Origin of the sequence: Cyanobium sp. ATX-6F1 (assembly GCF_047395825.1) — a bacterium.
Classification (GTDB): domain Bacteria; phylum Cyanobacteriota; class Cyanobacteriia; order PCC-6307; family Cyanobiaceae; genus ATX-6F1.
Window position 1 is genome coordinate 808,024 of sequence record NZ_JBCEBF010000001.1, and the last position, 13,761, is coordinate 821,784.

The 13,761-nt window shown below is 67.1% G+C and carries 15 protein-coding genes and 2 pseudogenes; 11 read left to right on the forward strand and 6 right to left on the reverse strand.

Going from position 1 to position 13,761, the window contains the following annotated elements; translation table 11 throughout:
* Positions 1-61: 61 nt before the first annotated feature.
* Genes AAF143_RS04960 through hisS form a run of 3 tightly spaced genes read right to left on the reverse strand, consistent with a single transcriptional unit; the run spans position 62 to position 2,497 of the window.
* Complete coding sequence (locus tag AAF143_RS04960; protein ID WP_414026585.1) at positions 62-787, reverse strand: glycosyltransferase; 726 nt, start codon at positions 785-787, stop codon at positions 62-64.
* Positions 756-1,199, reverse strand: a complete 444-nt coding sequence (locus AAF143_RS04965) for an MGDG synthase family glycosyltransferase (RefSeq protein WP_414026586.1) — start codon at positions 1,197-1,199, stop codon at positions 756-758. Before AAF143_RS04965 ends, AAF143_RS04960 begins: the two co-directional genes overlap by 32 nt.
* Before the next feature lie 20 nt (positions 1,200-1,219).
* A complete protein-coding gene (hisS, locus tag AAF143_RS04970) occupies positions 1,220-2,497 on the reverse strand; it encodes a histidine--tRNA ligase (RefSeq protein WP_255008738.1) in 1,278 nt (425 codons plus the stop codon).
* A 58-nt stretch (positions 2,498-2,555) separates the two neighbouring features.
* Between hisS and galE the strand changes: the two genes are divergently transcribed.
* The 5 genes from galE (at position 2,556) to AAF143_RS04995 (ending at position 5,787) form a co-directional block, all read left to right on the forward strand.
* A complete protein-coding gene (gene galE / locus AAF143_RS04975; RefSeq protein ID WP_255008525.1) occupies positions 2,556-3,626 on the forward strand; it encodes a UDP-glucose 4-epimerase GalE in 1,071 nt (356 codons plus the stop codon).
* A complete protein-coding gene (locus AAF143_RS04980) occupies positions 3,623-4,729 on the forward strand; it encodes a hypothetical protein (protein WP_414026587.1) in 1,107 nt (368 codons plus the stop codon). The genes galE and AAF143_RS04980 overlap by 4 nt, the downstream gene beginning before the upstream one ends.
* Before the next feature lie 133 nt (positions 4,730-4,862).
* On the forward strand, positions 4,863-5,021 hold the full coding sequence (locus AAF143_RS04985; protein WP_414026588.1) for a hypothetical protein: 159 nt from the start codon (positions 4,863-4,865) through the stop codon (positions 5,019-5,021).
* Positions 4,997-5,248, forward strand: a complete 252-nt coding sequence (locus AAF143_RS04990; RefSeq protein WP_414026589.1) for a hypothetical protein — start codon at positions 4,997-4,999, stop codon at positions 5,246-5,248. Before AAF143_RS04985 ends, AAF143_RS04990 begins: the two co-directional genes overlap by 25 nt.
* Before the next feature lie 20 nt (positions 5,249-5,268).
* Positions 5,269-5,787: an AIR synthase-related protein gene (locus tag AAF143_RS04995; protein WP_414026590.1), complete on the forward strand. Its 519-nt coding sequence runs from the start codon at positions 5,269-5,271 to the stop codon at positions 5,785-5,787.
* A gap of 23 nt (positions 5,788-5,810) precedes the next feature.
* Here AAF143_RS04995 and AAF143_RS05000 read toward each other — a convergent pair whose 3' ends face one another.
* The 3 genes and pseudogenes from AAF143_RS05000 to AAF143_RS05010 form a co-directional block, all read right to left on the reverse strand.
* Positions 5,811-6,131, reverse strand: coding sequence for a thioredoxin family protein (locus tag AAF143_RS05000; protein ID WP_255008529.1), 321 nt, complete (start codon positions 6,129-6,131; stop codon positions 5,811-5,813).
* A 148-nt stretch (positions 6,132-6,279) separates the two neighbouring features.
* The gene (locus tag AAF143_RS05005; protein WP_414026591.1) at positions 6,280-7,395 is read right to left on the reverse strand and encodes a CCA tRNA nucleotidyltransferase; all 1,116 of its coding nucleotides are present in this window, start codon (positions 7,393-7,395) and stop codon (positions 6,280-6,282) included.
* Positions 7,395-9,871 (reverse strand): annotated as a pseudogene (locus AAF143_RS05010) (UvrD-helicase domain-containing protein). The gene AAF143_RS05005 and the pseudogene AAF143_RS05010 overlap by 1 nt, the downstream one beginning before the upstream one ends.
* 420 nt (positions 9,872-10,291) lie before the next feature.
* Here AAF143_RS05010 and AAF143_RS05015 point away from each other — a divergent pair.
* From AAF143_RS05015 to AAF143_RS05040, 6 genes and pseudogenes are all read left to right on the forward strand, one after another.
* Positions 10,292-10,651: a hypothetical protein gene (locus tag AAF143_RS05015; RefSeq protein ID WP_414026592.1), complete on the forward strand. Its 360-nt coding sequence runs from the start codon at positions 10,292-10,294 to the stop codon at positions 10,649-10,651.
* 50 nt (positions 10,652-10,701) lie between these two features.
* The gene (locus AAF143_RS05020) at positions 10,702-10,968 is read left to right on the forward strand and encodes a hypothetical protein (protein WP_414026593.1); all 267 of its coding nucleotides are present in this window, start codon (positions 10,702-10,704) and stop codon (positions 10,966-10,968) included.
* A gap of 108 nt (positions 10,969-11,076) precedes the next feature.
* Positions 11,077-11,796 carry a hypothetical protein gene (locus AAF143_RS05025; RefSeq protein WP_255008537.1) on the forward strand — a complete coding sequence of 240 codons (720 nt, stop codon included), beginning with the start codon at positions 11,077-11,079 and terminating at the stop codon, positions 11,794-11,796.
* Positions 11,797-11,828: 32 nt separating this feature from the next.
* Positions 11,829-12,044 (forward strand): annotated as a pseudogene (locus AAF143_RS05030) (glycosyltransferase family 2 protein); the annotation flags it as partial.
* Positions 12,045-12,330: 286 nt separating this feature from the next.
* Positions 12,331-12,807: a hypothetical protein gene (locus AAF143_RS05035; protein WP_414026926.1), complete on the forward strand. Its 477-nt coding sequence runs from the start codon at positions 12,331-12,333 to the stop codon at positions 12,805-12,807.
* A 187-nt stretch (positions 12,808-12,994) separates the two neighbouring features.
* Positions 12,995-13,690, forward strand: coding sequence for a sulfotransferase family 2 domain-containing protein (locus AAF143_RS05040; RefSeq protein ID WP_414026594.1), 696 nt, complete (start codon positions 12,995-12,997; stop codon positions 13,688-13,690).
* Positions 13,691-13,761: the final 71 nt, after the last annotated feature.

Consider the following 13,761-nt stretch of genomic DNA (forward strand, 5'->3'; position numbering starts at 1 on the left):
TGCCCACGATCGCAATCAGATTGGATGTGGCACTTGAACCTTGAGGGATGATCGAAAGTGCTCAGACCTGCATCAATGCATCAGGAAGGAGATAGCGCACCACGGCCAGAGGGTCAGAGCTGAGGCGGGCCTTGGAATAGCGCTGCCGCCAGGCGTGATAAGCGGCAGGGTCATCAAGCAAGCGTCCAACATGATTGGCAAGATCACCGGGCTTGCGAATCGAAAGCTGCAGATCACGCGCTTGGAAATAGCGAAGAGCCAACAACTCTTGGGGCATGGTCACTCCATGGCAATTAAAGATGAGCGGACAGCCCAGGGCAAGAGCCTCGGTGGCCGTGCGCGCGCCCGGCCGGGCCACCATCGCCCAGGCCTCCCGGTAGAGCTCAACCATCTCCGCTGGACCCTGAAATCCCAATGCCTGCACGGGCAGACCCGGATGAGCACGGGCCCAGTCGTGTAGTTGCTCCACCACCCCAGCCCGCTTGCCGCAGAGGGCTACCACCCTCAGACGACCAGAGAAAGGGAGCAACGCATTGAGCTGCGCCTCGTGATTGTTGGCACCGTTGGAACCGCTGCCAAGCACCAGCAGGGGCAGAACGGGCGGATCACTGGACGACTCTAAAGAGGTCAGTCGCTGGTCGTCATGGAAGGGCGGATGCAACAACGGACCGAGCACCGCAATACGTTCGGGCGGATAACCTCGGTGCCGCACTTCCTCCGCCACCTCCTCAGTAATCGCCCAGAAACCATCAGCCTTAGGGCTTACCCAATTGCGGGTGGAAGCCAAAGCCCCCATCCAACTCGGTGCAGCACGTAACACAACGCAACTGGGTGCCAACCACCCGCTTGGCCAAATCAAAGTGGCCCCGATTGATGTGGGGATGAGTGGAGATCAGTAAATCGGGCCCCTGGCTACGGAGGGTGCGCACCAGGTACCTGTGGCCGTAAATAACTGTGCCAGGTTTGGCATGATCTTCAAACTCCAAAAGTCGCCAGTAAATCTGATGCAGCCACGGCGCTCGGCGTTGAATCCAATTATAGAGATCGGTCCCGGCGCGGGCCACCCAGCTAGCATTCTCCAGCACAGAATCGATCTTCACCTCAACCGTGGGGGCCAGGATCTTGAGCCATTCGGCAATCGCTTCGGCAGCGGCGTCATGGGCCGTTCCTGAGCTTGAGGTGTAAATCAGCACGCGCATCCGCTCAGTTTCCCATCGTTTCAACCCAGCCGCGCCTGCAGACCAGCCAGGTCTGCCAGGGGCAGGCGCAGCTCCTGGGCTGGATCGCCCGATCCCTCCCGCAGGGCCTTGAGCAGCAACTCGCCGCTTTCCGCTTCCCCGTCGCCGATCACGGCTGCCCAGCGGGCGCCGCTGCGGTCGGCGCGCTTGAACTGCTTGGCGAAGGCGGAGCCGCTCAGATCCAGCTCCACCGCCAGCCCCCGCTGACGCAACCCCCGGGCCAGAACCAGCGCCAGTGGCTCGGCCCGCTCCCCGCGGCTGACCACATACAGGTCCGGGGCAGGGGCCGCCGGCAGTGCGGCTGGATCCCCCTGGGCCAGAAGCACCAGCAGCCGCTCCATCCCCAACGCCCAGCCGATCGCCGCGGTAGGTGCGCCCCCGAGCTGCTCGATCAGGCCGTCGTAGCGGCCGCCACCGCAGACGGTGGCCTGGGCCCCCAGCTGATCACTGGTGATCTCGAAGGCGGTGTGGCTGTAGTAGTCGAGGCCGCGCACCAGCCGGGGGTTGAGCTGGAAGGGGATCACCAGGGCCGCCAGGGATTCCTTCACCCGCTCGAAACGCTCGCGGCTCTTGTCGCTCAACGCCGCCGCCAGGGTGGGGGCATCCGCCAGCAGCGCCTGGGTGCCGGCGTCCTTGGAATCGAGAATGCGCAGGGGGTTGGTGGCCAGGCGGGCCTGGGAGTCGGGGTCAAGCTGATCGTGTCGGGCCTCCAGGAAGGCCACCAGCTCCTGGCGGTAGCGGGCGCGATCCTCACCGCTGCCCAGGGAGTTGAGCTCCAGGGCCAGGCCCTGCACACCCAGGTCCGCCAGCAGATCCCAGGCCAGGGCGATGACCTCGGCGTCGCTGCGGGGGTCGTCAAAGCCCAGATACTCCACGCCGATCTGATGGAACTGACGCTGGCGCCCCGCCTGGGGCCGCTCATAGCGGAACATCGGCCCGCCGTACCAGAGCCGCTGGGAGCCCTGGCTGAGCAGCCCGTGCTGGAGAGCGGCGCGCACCACCGAGGCGGTGCCCTCCGGCCGCAGGGTGCAGCGGCGCTCACCCCGATCGAGGAAGGAATACATCTCCTTGCCCACCACATCGGTGGCCTCGCCGATGCCGCGGGCGAACAGCTCGGTGACCTCCATCACGGGGGTGCGGATCTCAGCGAGGCCGGCGCGGCGGAAATGCTCCCGGGCCGTGGACTCCACCCCTTGCCACAGGGGCGTCGCGGCGGGCAGCAGGTCCACCATGCCCCGCAGGCTCTGCAGCTTCTCCACACCCTGGGCCAGAACTGGGGCCATCTTGGGCGATGGCCCCAGCCCTAACCTCAGGTCCATGGCCCAGCTCCTGATCACCGGCGGCGCCGGCTTCATCGGCAGCCACACGGCCGTGGTGCTGCTGGAGGCGGGCCACAACCTGGTGGTGCTCGACAACTTCGACAACAGTTCGCCGGAGGCGCTGCGGCGGGTAGCGGAGATGGTGGGGCCGGAGGCGGCGGGGCGGCTGAGCTGGATCGAGGGCGACATCCGCTCGAGCGCCGATCTGCAGCGGGCCTTTGCGGCCGCCCCCGCGCCGATCGAGGCGGTGGTGCACTTCGCTGGCCTCAAGGCGGTGGGGGAATCGGTGGCCAAACCACTGCGCTACTGGGACGTGAACCTCAGCGGCAGCCGCTGCCTGGTGGCGGCGATGGCCGAGCACGGCTGCCACACGCTCGTGTTCAGCAGCAGTTGCACGATCTACGGCGTCCCGGAGCAGATGCCGATCAACGAGACGGCCCCGATCCAGCCGATCAACCCCTACGGCCATACGAAGGCCGCCGTCGAGCAACTGCTGGCGGATGTGGTGGCCAGCGAAGCGCCGGAGCTGGCCCGCTGGCGCATCGCGCGCCTGCGGTACTTCAACCCCGTGGGCGCCCACCCCAGCGGCCGGATCGGCGAAGACCCCTTGGGAACACCCAATAACTTGTTTCCTTTCGTCAGCCAGGTGGCGGTGGGCCGGCGCGAACGCCTCACGGTCTATGGCCGCGACTGGCCCACGGTCGATGGCACCGGCGTGCGCGACTACATCCATGTGATGGACCTGGCCGAAGGCCACAAGGCCGCCCTGGAGGTGCTGCTGGCGGAAGCGCCCCAGCTGCTCTCCTTGAACCTGGGCAGCGGCCAGGGCCAATCGGTGCTGGAGGTGGTGCGGGCCTTCGAGGCCGCCAGCGGCCGATCGATTCCCTATGAGCAGGTGGATCGGCGCGCGGGTGACGCCGCGATCACCGTGGCCGACCCGTCGCTGGCGGAGGAGCGGCTGGGCTGGCGCACCCGCCGCGGCCTCGGGGAGATCTGCCGTGACGGCTGGGCCTGGCAAAGCGCCAACCCTTCTGGTTACAACACCCCCGGCTCTAACAGCTCCGGGTGACGCCTGCCCCCGCGCCCCAGCGTCAGCTGCTCCTGGCGGGCGGTGGCCACAGCCATGCCCTGGTGTTGAAGCGCTGGGTGATGCATCCCCAGCACCGGCCGAAGGTCTGCCGCATCACCCTGGTGAGCCGCGCCAGCACGGCGCTGTATTCCGGGATGGTGCCGGGCCTGGTGGCGGGGCTCTACCTGCGCGAGGCCTGCGCCATCGACCTGCGGCGGCTCTGCCGCCTGGCGGGGGTGAGCTTCGTGCGGGCCGAAATCCTTGGCCTGGAGCTGGAGCAGCGGGAGCTGGTCCTGGAAGGCCGGCCGCCCCTGCGCTGGGATCTGCTCAGCCTCGATCTGGGCGCCGAGACAGCGGCCGTAGGGGCGGGCGAGATCGCTGTGAAGCCCTTGGAACCGTTTTTGGACTGGTGCGCGGGCTTGGGCACAGGCGCTTCCGGGGAAGCGGCGGAGCTGCGGATCCTGGGGGGCGGCGCCGCGGCGGTGGAGCTGGCCCTGGCCCTGCAGCGCAGGGTTCGCCCGCGGCTGATGCTGCGGGGCGAGGGATTGCACCTGGGTTCAAGGGCCGCCAACGCCTGCGGCGAGCGGCTGTTGGGGCGGGCGGGGATCCTGGTCGAGCGGCATGCCGAAGCACCCGAGGCGGTAGGTGCTGCAGCAGGCGCGGAGCCCGCCCTCGCCTGCACCGGCAGCAGGGCCCCTGGCTGGCTGGCGGCCTCGGGGCTGGCCGCTGATCCAGCCACGGGGCGCCTGCTCACGGAGACCAGCCTGCAGGTGGTCGGGCATCCCGCTGTGTTCGCCAGCGGTGACTGCGCCCTGATCTCGGACGCACCTCGGCCCCCTCGGGGGTCTGGGCGGTGCGAGCGGCTCCGGTGCTGGCCGCCAACCTGGAGCGCCGGATGGCACAGCCGCCACGCCCATTGCGCCGCTGGCGCCCCCAACGCTGGGCCCTGCAGCTACTCGGCGATGGCGGGGCGCTTTCGGATCAACCCCAGGCACTGGCCTTCTGGGGTCCCTTCGCCCTGGGGCCCTCGTCCCTGCTCTGGCGCTGGAAGGAGCAGATCGACCGGCGCTTCATGGAGGGCTTCGCGGCCCTGGGGGCGATGACGGGCGGCTCCGAAGAACAAGCGACAGCCATGGCCTGCCGGGGCTGCGCCGCCAAGCTCGCCGCCGCCCCCTGGGCAAGGCCCTCGCCCGCCTCGATCCAGGGGCGACCTCCGACCCCGAGGACGCCCTGGTGGTGGGCCCAACGGCCGAGGGCGGCCTGTTGTTGCAAAGCCTCGATGGCTTTCCGGCCCTGGTGGACGACCCCTGGCTGAACGCCCGGCTCACCACCCTGCACGCCTGCTCTGACCTGTGGGCCTGCGGCGCCGGGTGCACTCCGTGCAGGCGCTGGTGACCCTGCCGCGACTCGGAGAGACTCTTCAAGAGGAGCTGCTGCTGCAAACCCTGGCCGGGGTGCGAGCGGTCCTGGAACCCATGGAAGCCCAGCTCATTGGCGGCCACAGCTTGCAGCGCCTGGATGCGGGCGAGGAACTGAGCCTGGCGCTGACGGTGAACGGGCAGGCCCCGCCCGGGCGTTTCTGGACCAAGGGGGCCTGCGGCCGGGCGATGCGCTGCTGCTGAGCCGGCCGATCGGCAGCGGCGTGCTGTTCGCCGCCGCCCAGGCGGGCGCGGCCCGGCCCGAATGGATCGATGGGGCGCTGGCGCTGATGGGCCAGAGCCAGGCAGCGCTGGTGGAGCTGCTGGCGGGCTTCGAGGTGCACGCCTGCACCGACGTGACCGGATTCGGGCTGCTGGGCCACCTGGGCGAGATGGTGCAAGCCAGCCGCCGGGTGGATCCGCAGCTGACCGTGGCGCTGGAGGCCGCCGCCGTCCCCGCCCTGGAGGGGGCCCTGGAGTTGTTGGGACTGGGCTTCGCCAGCAGCCTCGCCCCCGCCAATGCCAGCGCCCTGGCCCTGCTGGAAGGCCCGATCCAATGGGTGGACTCCTGCGCGCCGGATGGGGTCAGTCGAAGAGCTCAGGAGGGCCTGCTGATTGATCCCCAGACCAGTGGCCCGTTGCTGGTGGCGCTTCCCGGTTCCCAGGCCCCCGAAGCGCTGCAAACCCTTCGCGGGGCCGGTTTCCCCCAGGCGGCCGTGATCGGGCGGGTCGCTGGGGCCTAAATCGCCTGGGCCCTTCTGGGCGCTCAGGCAACCGGGCTGGGAAGACCGGCTGCGACCGCCAGGCGTTCGCGGAACTCCCCTTTGGGCAGTCCGCCTTTCACTTCGCCGTGGACCTCGAAGCTGCCCTCCGGATCGCTCACCACCAGGTAGGTGGGCCAGCCCATCCCCTCCTTGTTGGGGTACTGGCTGAGCAGCACCGGGCGGTACTTGTGGTAGGTCGTGGTGTCCTGGAGCATCACGCTCACGAACTCCAGACCCAGTTCGGAAGCCACCTTGGCGTCGTAGTGGGCCATGCGGTGGCAGGTGCCGCAATCCACGGAGCTGAACTTGATCACGGTGGCCATGGCCGTCTCGGCAACGAGCCGGGAAGGTAGCGAACTCAGGGGCGCTCCTGGTCGAGGCGCTGGGCCCGCCGCGCCCGCAGCGCCTGCCCCAGGGCCGGACCCGGCGTCAGGCCCTCGGCGATCAGCTCCGTGGCGGTGACCGGTGCCTTCAAGTGACGCCAGCGCAGCCACCAGCGCAGCAGGGGCCGACGGGGGCCGAGGCCCGCCGCCAGGGCCAGGGCCACCGCCTCCGCCGACCCACCCCGCTCTTCCAGCGCCTCGCTCCAGCGCGAGGGCGACCAGCCGGCGCTGGAGCCCTGCACCGCCGCCAGCCACTGGCGCAGCTGAACGAACTGGTGCAGCAGCTTCTGGCCGTGGTGGGGCAACTGCAGCCGGGCCGCCAGCGCCGGAAGATCAGCCACCACCGCCAGCCAGGCCGGCAGCAGGGGTAACGCGAAGCGCTGGGCCCAGCGCAGCCGGCGCCGCCAGTGGCGGTCGTTCTGGAGGGCCTCCTCCACCAGGGGCAGGGCCCCCAGGCCTGCAGACAGCCCAGGGCCTCGCGCCAGTCCTCCCGCTCCAGCAGCAGATCCAGCTCCATGCGCAGGCGGGTGCCCAGGGCCGGTGGGGCCAGCTCCGGAGGATCTCCCGGCCGCCAGGCCCAGGGCCAGGCGGCCAGGGTGCGCCGCAACTGCTCCAGGCTGCCTGGCGCCAGCTCGAACCCAAGCCGGGCGGCGTAGCGGGCCGCCCGCAGCACGCGGGTGGGGTCATCGTTGAGGCTGCTGCCGTGGAGCAGGCGCAGGCGGCGGGCCGCCAGATCCGCCTGGCCGCCGTGGGGATCCAGCAGCTCCAGGGCCACCACACCGCCGGCGGCGGGGGCCAACTCCAGGGCCATGGCGTTGATTGTGAAGTCGCGGCGGGCCAGGTCATCGGCCAGGGCGGCGAAGCGCACCACGGGGTTCTCTCCAGGGGCGGGGTAGCTCTCCTGGCGGGCGCTGGCCAGATCCAGCAGCACCCCATCGAGCTCCAGTTCCGCCGTGCCATAGGCCCCGTGAATGTGACAGAACCCCAGCCGCTCCGGACCGGCCCAGACCCGTAGCCGCTCCGCCAGTTCCGGGGCCGAGCCCTCCAGCACCAGATCCAGATCCACCAGGCCGCGCCAGGGGTCGTTGTGGACCTGATGCAGCAACAGATCACGCACGGCGCCCCCCACCAGGGCCAGCCGCCGGCCGCCGGAGTGGGCCACCAGGGCCTCCAGCAGCCCAGGAGGCAGCCCAGGGAGTTCCATCAGGCCGAACCGCCGCCGGTCGGATCGCCGCCCAGGGCTTCGATCGGCGCCAGGCGCGGATCAAGGATCTTCGGCCCCATGCCCGCGAACTTCACCGCGATCGAGACCTTCTCGCCGCTGCCGAACAGATGGGTGACCTTCCCCTCACCGAAGTTGGCGTGGCGCAGGCGATCCCCCACGCTCCAGCTGCGCGAGATCCCCTTGCGGCGCACGGCGTTGGCCGGCGCCCCCGCGGCCCCGCCGGCGGCGGTGCGCAGACTCTCATCGCGGTCCACCCGGGTGAGCCGCTCCAGCCGCTGCTCCCGCCGCAGGGCCGCGCCACCGCTGCCCGGCAGATCGCCCTGGATCAACTCCGCTGGCAGCTCCGAGAGAAACACCGAGGGCACGGCCGGCTCGCGCAGGCCGCCCCAGAGCCGCCGTTCGCTGGCGTGGGAGAGGAACAGGCGCTCCTTGGCCCGGGTGATGCCCACGTAGCAGAGGCGCCGCTCCTCCTCGAGGGCGGCGGGATCCTCCAGCGAGCGGTAGCTGGGGAACAGCCCCTGCTCCAGACCCACCATGAACACCACGGGAAACTCCAGACCCTTGCTGGCGTGCAGGGTCATCAGGGTGACCCGGTCGGCGGCGGTGTCCTTGCTATCGGCGTCGCTGGCCAGGGCGGCGCTGGCCAGGAACCCTTCCAGGGAGCCCTCCTCGTTCTCCTCCTGGTACTGCAGGGCGGCATTCACCAGCTCCTGCAGGTTGCGGCGCCGCTCCTCGGCCTCATCGGTGCCCTCGCTGATCAGCTCGGCCACATAGCCGCTCTGCTCCATCACCCGCTGCACCAGCTCCGAGGGGGCCGCGTCCTGGATCCGGCCGGCCAGATCGCCGATCAGCTCACTGAACTGGAGCAGGCCCCGGGCGGAACGCCCCCCAGGGACCGCACCGCCTCGGCGTCGCTGACCACATCCCAGAGGGGGATTCCCAGCTGACTGGAGGCATCGGTGAGTCGCTGAACTGTGGTCTTGCCGATGCCGCGCCGGGGCACGTTCAGCACCCGCAACAGGCTGACGGTGTCGGCCGGGTTCACCAGCAGGCGCAGGTAGGCGAGCACGTCCTTGATCTCGCGCCGGTCGTAGAAGCGCAGGCCCCCGACCACGATGTAGGGGATGCCCCAGCGCACCAGCGATTCCTCCATCGCCCGCGATTGGGCATTGGTGCGATACAGCACGGCCATGTCACCCCAGCGCAACTCGGGGTGGTTGGCATCGAGCAGGCGCATGCGGTGCACCACCGCCTCGGCCTCGGCAATCTCGTCGTCGCAGCGGGTGAGCGTGATCGGTTCGCCTTCGCCGCGGGTGGGACGCAGCACCTTGTCGATGCGTTCGCTGTTGTGGGCGATCAGGGCGTTGGCCGCCGCCAGGATCGTGGCGGTGGAGCGGTAGTTCTCCTCCAGCTTCACCATCGTGCGGGTGGCGTCGTCGGCGGCGCGATCGCCGAAGTCGTCCTGGAAGCCCATCAGGATCGTGAAGTCGGCCGCCCGGAAGCTGTAGATGCTCTGGTCGGCATCGCCCACCACGAACACTGAGCGATCGGCCCAGTTGGTGAACTGCTCGGGCTCCTCGCCGCCCGTGACGATCAGCTTGATCAGGTCGTACTGGGTGCGGTTGGTGTCCTGGTATTCATCCACCAGCACGTGGCGGAAGCGCCCGTGCCAGTAGTGGCGGACCTGCTCATTCGCGCTTAAAAGCTGCACCGGAAGCAGGAGCAGGTCGTCGAAGTCAAGGGCGTTGTTGGCGGCCAGGGCGCGGCGGTAGCGGCGGTAGGCCTCGGCCATCTGCTTGCCCCGTTGCCCCTGCTGATCGGCCTCGAGCTGCTCGGGCAACCAGCCCTGGTTCTTGGCGTTGCTGATCGCCCAGCGCACCTTCTTGGGTTCGAAACGCTTGGGATCCAGGCCCAGTTCCTGGGTGACGATCTCCTTGACCAGGGTCTGGGCGTCGGCCTCGTCGTAGATCGAGAACTGGCGGGTCCAGCTCAGGCCCTCGGGATCGGTGTACTTGTCGATGTCGAAGCGCAGCAGCCGCGCGAACAGGGCGTGGAAGGTGCCGATCCAGAGGTCTTTGATCACTTCGCGATAGATGCGGCTGCGCAGCTGGCGCTGCTCCACGGCGCTCAACGTGCTGAAGGGCTGGCCGAACTGGCTCTGGGCGAGCTTCTGGGCCAGCAGGACCTCCAGCCGCTCCTTCATCTCCCTGGCCGCCTTGTTGGTGAAGGTGACCGCCAGCAACTGGGCCGGATCGACACCGTGGTGACCGATCAGGTGGGCGATCCGGTGGGTGAGGGCGCGAGTCTTGCCACTGCCGGCGCCGGCCACCACCAGCAGCGGGCCGTTGTGGTGATCCACCGCCCGCCGCTGGGCGTCATTGAGGCCGGCCAGAAAAGAAGTCAAAGGGGCAGCCTGGCCCTGGCCTGGGTCTGAGGAGTGGGTTGGGGCAGCCATGCCGGGGAGCCTAGGAAGGAGGGACGGGGAACCCCATCGGCGAAACCGCGTAAATTCCCGACGCCAGCGTCTTGCCCATGGCCAGGGAAGCGGCCGACCGCTTGCCCGCCTTCACTGCCGAGAGCCAACGAAGCGATCTGAACCGATGGAGATGACCTGGGCGGAAAAGCTTGAAAGGGCTGACGTGCATCGCCACCCCTTGCCCCACCTGGTCATCGATGATTTCCTGCCGGAGGACCTTTGGCGGCAGCCCTCCGGGGCTTCCCGGACCGTGGCCTGATCAGCGATCTGGCCTGTCGATCCGAGGATCTCCAGGCCAATTCAAGGGCCAGCCTGGATCTGTCCACGGTCCAAGGGTGTGATGACTCCAGGCTTAACGATCTCAAGGCCTTCTACCAGGCCCTCGGAATCGAGGCGCTGATGCGTTCGCTGTTCGGCAGGCTGCGACCCTTCCTCGAAAATCCACTCGAGGCCAAAACGGAGCAGCTCCCCTATCTGCCGCGGATGTCGATGGGCGACCGGCAGAACTGGCTTCAGGGGATCCCATCCCTGTCTTACGACATCCAGCCGGGAATCAACCCGCCTCAATTCGCAGGACTGGAGCCCCATCTCGATGACAAGTACGAACTGTTTGCCGGCTTGCTGTATCTCCATCCTTCAGAAACACCCCCTGTGGGCGGTGATCTCATCCTCTACGAACACCGCCCGGGCGCAGTGTTCGATGGCACCCGCCTGAAGGGGAATGCCTATGGCCTGAAGCCAGTGAAGCGAATTGCCTAAAGCACAATCGATTCGTGGTTCTACTCAACGGAAAATCAGCCTTGCATGGGGTGACGCCCTACCTGGAGAGCGACAACCAAGCGCCGAGAAGGCTTTTCAACATCATCGTTGAAGCCTACAATCTTCCTTACAAGAGTTATGGCTACTGGGATTTGGCCAGAGGCAAAAAAACCACCAACCTCAAACATGCCGCCAAGGGCGCGATCAATCTGTTGCGGCACCAATTGGCACGGGCCCTGTTCCCAGCTCGGGTCGCGGCTCAGCTGCGGAACGGCACGCCTGTAGAGGTGATGGATCGCTGGGAGTTCTGGGGCTGAGTGCTGGCGTCGGGATGGCGCCCCTGACCCTGCGGCTAAATTGATTGGCTTGCTACGCCGCCCTGCGGTGCTTCCCACAGGCCTGTGGCTCTTGCCGCCTCCAACACCATGGCCGCTTCACTCGGAACAATTCCCATCTTCATTGGCCACGACCCGCGTGAGCGGGCCGCCACCGCCGTGCTGATTGACACCCTTTCCCAGCACAGTTCCCTGCCGCTGGCGATCACGCCGATCGTCACGCCCCAACTGGAGGCTCTGGGGGTATTCCGGCGGGAACGGGATCCCAAGCAGGCCACGGCTTTTTCCTTCACCCGTTTTCTCGTGCCCCATCTGATGGGCTATGGGGGCTGGGCCATCTTCATGGACTGCGACATGCTCTGCCGTGGGGATATCGCCGAGCTCTGGGCCGAGCGGGATGATCGCTTTGCCGTGCAGTGTGTGCAGCACGAGCACAACCCCAATGAGGTGGTGAAGTTCCTGGGTGAACCCCAGAGCCCCTATCCCAAAAAGAACTGGAGCTCGCTGATGCTGCTCAACTGCGGACGCTGCACAGCATTGACCCCCGACTACGTGAACAGCGCCAGCGGCCTGGAGCTGCACAGGTTCCACTGGCTGGCCGGCGACCATGAGATCGGACCTCTGCCCGAGCGCTGGAATCACCTGGTGGATGTGCAGCCCGCCCCGCTGGAGACCGCGGCCCAGGGCGGCCCCGCCCTGCTGCACTGGACCCTCGGGGGGCCCTGGTTCCGGGAACAGCGCACCATGGGTGGTGTATTGGCCGCCGAATGGTTCTCCGCTCGGGATGACGCCATGAAGCTGTGGGATTGACCGCGCCCGGCCTCAGCGTCGTCACGGTCTGCATGAATCGGCGCGAGCACCTGCTGCACTCCGCCGCCGCCCTCAGCCGCTGGCCCCACCACAAGGAGCACCTGATCGTTGACTGGAGCAGCACCGAGCCCCTGCGGCGGGCTGACCTCCCGGATGATCCCCGCCTGCGGCTGGTGCGGGTGGAGGGCGAACCCAGCTGGAACCTCTGCCGGGCCTACAACTTCGGGATCTCCCGGGCGCGGGGTCCGTGGATCCTCAAGCTGGATGCCGACTGCTGGCCGACCGCCGACTTCGATCCATCGCTCGTGGTGCCCGATGGATCCGGAGGCCCTGGCCCAGCGGAAGGGGCCTACGCCCTGGGCAGCGGTCCGGATGGGCGCAAGGGTCAGTTTCTGATCGCCAAGGAGCTGTTCGCAGCCATTGGCGGCTTCAACGAATATCTGGTGGGCTACGGCTTCGACGACAAGGATCTGAAGATCCGGCTTCGGGTGTTCAGCGGCCGGGAGCCCCTGGAGATCCCCCACCTGGCTGGAGGTGATCGCCCATACGGACGCCGAGCGGGCGGAGCTGTGGCGCGGCGAACAACGCAGCCTGATCGGCCAGTCGCTCGGTACGGCTCGGATGCGTGCGTCCCGCCTTTCCAACCGTCTGCTGGTGGCCTACCACCCCTGGAGCAGCCACTCCATCGCCAGCGAGTACCACGAACAACCCGATGGAACCTGGCTGGTGCGACCCGACTCGGTCCCGTCACCCTCGACGGAGGTCGCCGAGGAGATCGGCCATGTGCGGCGGATGACCTTCTGGGGCTACTTTTTGGCGATCCCGGAACCCTGCCTGGAGGTGCTGCCTTATTCCATGTTCCCGCCGGCCCGGCGTGGCCGCTGGGACGTGCGCTGGTGGCATCGGCTCTACTGGTACACCGGCCGGCAGCTGTTGACGCTCCCGGTCTGCCTTCTGGCCTCGACCCGTGGGCTGCTGATGGAACTCAAACAGCGGTTCGGCAGGGCCTGAGCCCGCTCACCGGGCTGCCCATCGGATTCGCTTTCAAGCCAATCAATCTTGAGGCGTAGCCAGTGCTCCGGGCCTTTGGGCAGAAACCGCAGCGGGGCCTCATCCGGGCCGATCCTTCCGACCGAGCCGAGACGTAAACTTCCCCAAAGACTACCGAAATAGGCCCGGCCTTATGGCACCCAAAGCCTTGGTCAACAAGATCAACAATGTAACGATCTTCACCTCTCCGAAATGTTCATGCAGGAGTGTCAGTGACTTTGCCTGGGAAGTCGCGAAACTGAGCGAAATACGAAACAGAGAGAAGGTCAACATCATCGTCTTTCGGAACCCCTTCAACCGCCTGATCAGCGGATTCCTCAACAAGTACGTCGAACACACCAAGTATGTCGATGACGCCAAGAGGAAGAACCCCCGGGTCGACCTCCATTCATTTGAAAATTTTCTCGGTGAGCTCAGCTCAAATGGCCTCAAGCTGATCGACAAGCTCCACTTTACGTCCCAGATCTCAGCCTACAAGCGCCGGACATTCGACCTCGTCTTCAACTCAGAAGATCTAGAGCCCCTGCAGAACTACATCAATTCCATGTTTCTCACCAGCGTGGAGATGCCTTTTCGAGTCAACAAATACGGAGCCAAGAACCTTGGGGAATCGCCGTCAGCTGCGGCAGCTGATTCACTTCCCTGCGATCCCTGGAAACTCGATGCTGGCCGCCTGCTGGAACTCATCAAGAGCAAGCAGACTCCTGCCTACTCAGACTTTTACAACCCATCCCTCAAGGCCATCGCTAAGGCGTTCTATCACGATGACTTCAGCTTTCTCACTGCCTGCCTGGATCGAGGCCTGATCGATTCGGGTTTTCACGAACGCTTGACCACCATCTGAGGGCCTCTGCCTGGATCAAGCCATCACGCTCAGATGCTCTGGACATCTCATCACTGAATGGCGAATCAATG